At 54.2% G+C, this 1,430-nt stretch carries 1 protein-coding gene; it reads left to right on the top strand.

The window, feature by feature from the left end:
* Positions 1-86: 86 nt before the first annotated feature.
* Positions 87-1,415: an IS4 family transposase gene (locus ABLU88_RS16285; RefSeq protein WP_106510599.1), complete on the top strand. Its 1,329-nt coding sequence runs from the start codon at positions 87-89 to the stop codon at positions 1,413-1,415.
* Positions 1,416-1,430: the final 15 nt, after the last annotated feature.

Below are 1,430 nucleotides of genomic sequence, written 5' to 3'. Positions count from 1 at the left end.
TGTAATGCCGATCAGTTAAGGATCGGTTGATCGATCCAGTGGCTGTGTAAGAATCCGGAAATGCTCACCCTTTTCCGGATTTTTTTATGCACATTGGACAGGCTCTTGATCTGGTATCCCGTTACGATTCTCTGCGTAACCCTCTGGCTTCTCTGGGCGATTATCTTGACCCGGAACTGATTTCCCGCTGCCTTGAAGAGTCCGGCACTGTCACGTTACGCAAACGGCGCCTTCCTCTGGAAATGATGGTCTGGTGCATTGTCGGTATGGCACTTGAGCGCAAGGAGCCGCTTCATCAGATCGTTAACCGGCTGGATATCATGTTACCCGGCAATCGTCCGTTCGTTGCGCCCAGCGCCGTGATCCAGGCCCGCCAGCGGCTGGGAAGCGAGGCCGTACGCCGCGTGTTCACGCAAACAGCGCAGCTCTGGCATAACGCCACGCCGCATCCGCACTGGTGCGGTCTGACCCTGCTGGCCATTGATGGTGTTTTCTGGCGAACACCGGACACGCCAGAAAATGATAAAGCTTTCCCCCGCCAGACGCATGGCGGAAACCCGGCACTTTATCCTCAGGTAAAAATGGTCTGTCAGATGGAGCTGACCAGCCATCTGCTGACGGCAGCGGCCTTCGGCACGATGAAAAACAGCGAAAATGAGCTCGCGGAGCAACTGATAGAGCAGACCGGCGATAACACCCTGACGTTAATGGATAAAGGTTATTACTCCCTGGGGCTGCTGCATGCATGGAGCCAGGCGGGAGAGCACCGTCACTGGATGATCCCGCTCAGAAAGGGTGCGCAGTACGAAGAGGTCAGAAAGCTGGGTAAGGGCGACCATCTGGTGAAGCTGAAAACCAGTCCACAGGCACGAAAAAAATGGCCGGGTCTGGGAGATGAGATGACAGCCCGGCTGTTGAATGTGACGCGCAAAGGTAAAGTCTGCCACCTGCTGACGTCAATGACGGATGCCATGCGTTACCCCGGAGGGGAAATGGCAGACCTGTACAGCCATCGCTGGGAAATTGAACTGGGATACCGGGAGATAAAACAGACGATGCAACTGAGCAGGCTGACGCTAAGAAGTAAAAAGCCGGAACTTGTGGAGCAGGAACTGTGGGGTGTCTTACTGGCTTATAATCTGGTGAGATATCAGATGATTAAAATGGCCGGGCATCTGAAAGGATACTGGCCGAATCAGCTGAGCTTCTCAGAATCATGTGGCATGGTCATGAGAATGTTGATGACTCTTCAGGGCGCTTCACCAGGGCGTATCCCGGAGCTGATGCGCGATCTTGAAAGCATGGGGCAACTGGTAAAATTACCGACAAGAAGGGAAAGGGCCTTCCCGCGAGTGGTAAAGGAGAGGCCCTGGAGATACCCCACAGCCCCTAAAAAGGGCCAGTCAGTTGCTTAACTGACTGGCATTACA

This window comes from Klebsiella sp. GW_Kp182 (genome assembly GCF_040062275.1).
Classification (GTDB): Bacteria; Pseudomonadota; Gammaproteobacteria; order Enterobacterales; family Enterobacteriaceae; genus Klebsiella; species Klebsiella michiganensis.
This window is presented reverse-complemented; position numbering and strand designations above follow the sequence as displayed.

Coding starts and splice junctions, on each gene's coding strand:
- ABLU88_RS16285 (WP_106510599.1), top strand. CDS start 87: ATGCACATTGGACAGGCTCTTGATCTGGTATCCCGTTACGATTCTCTG.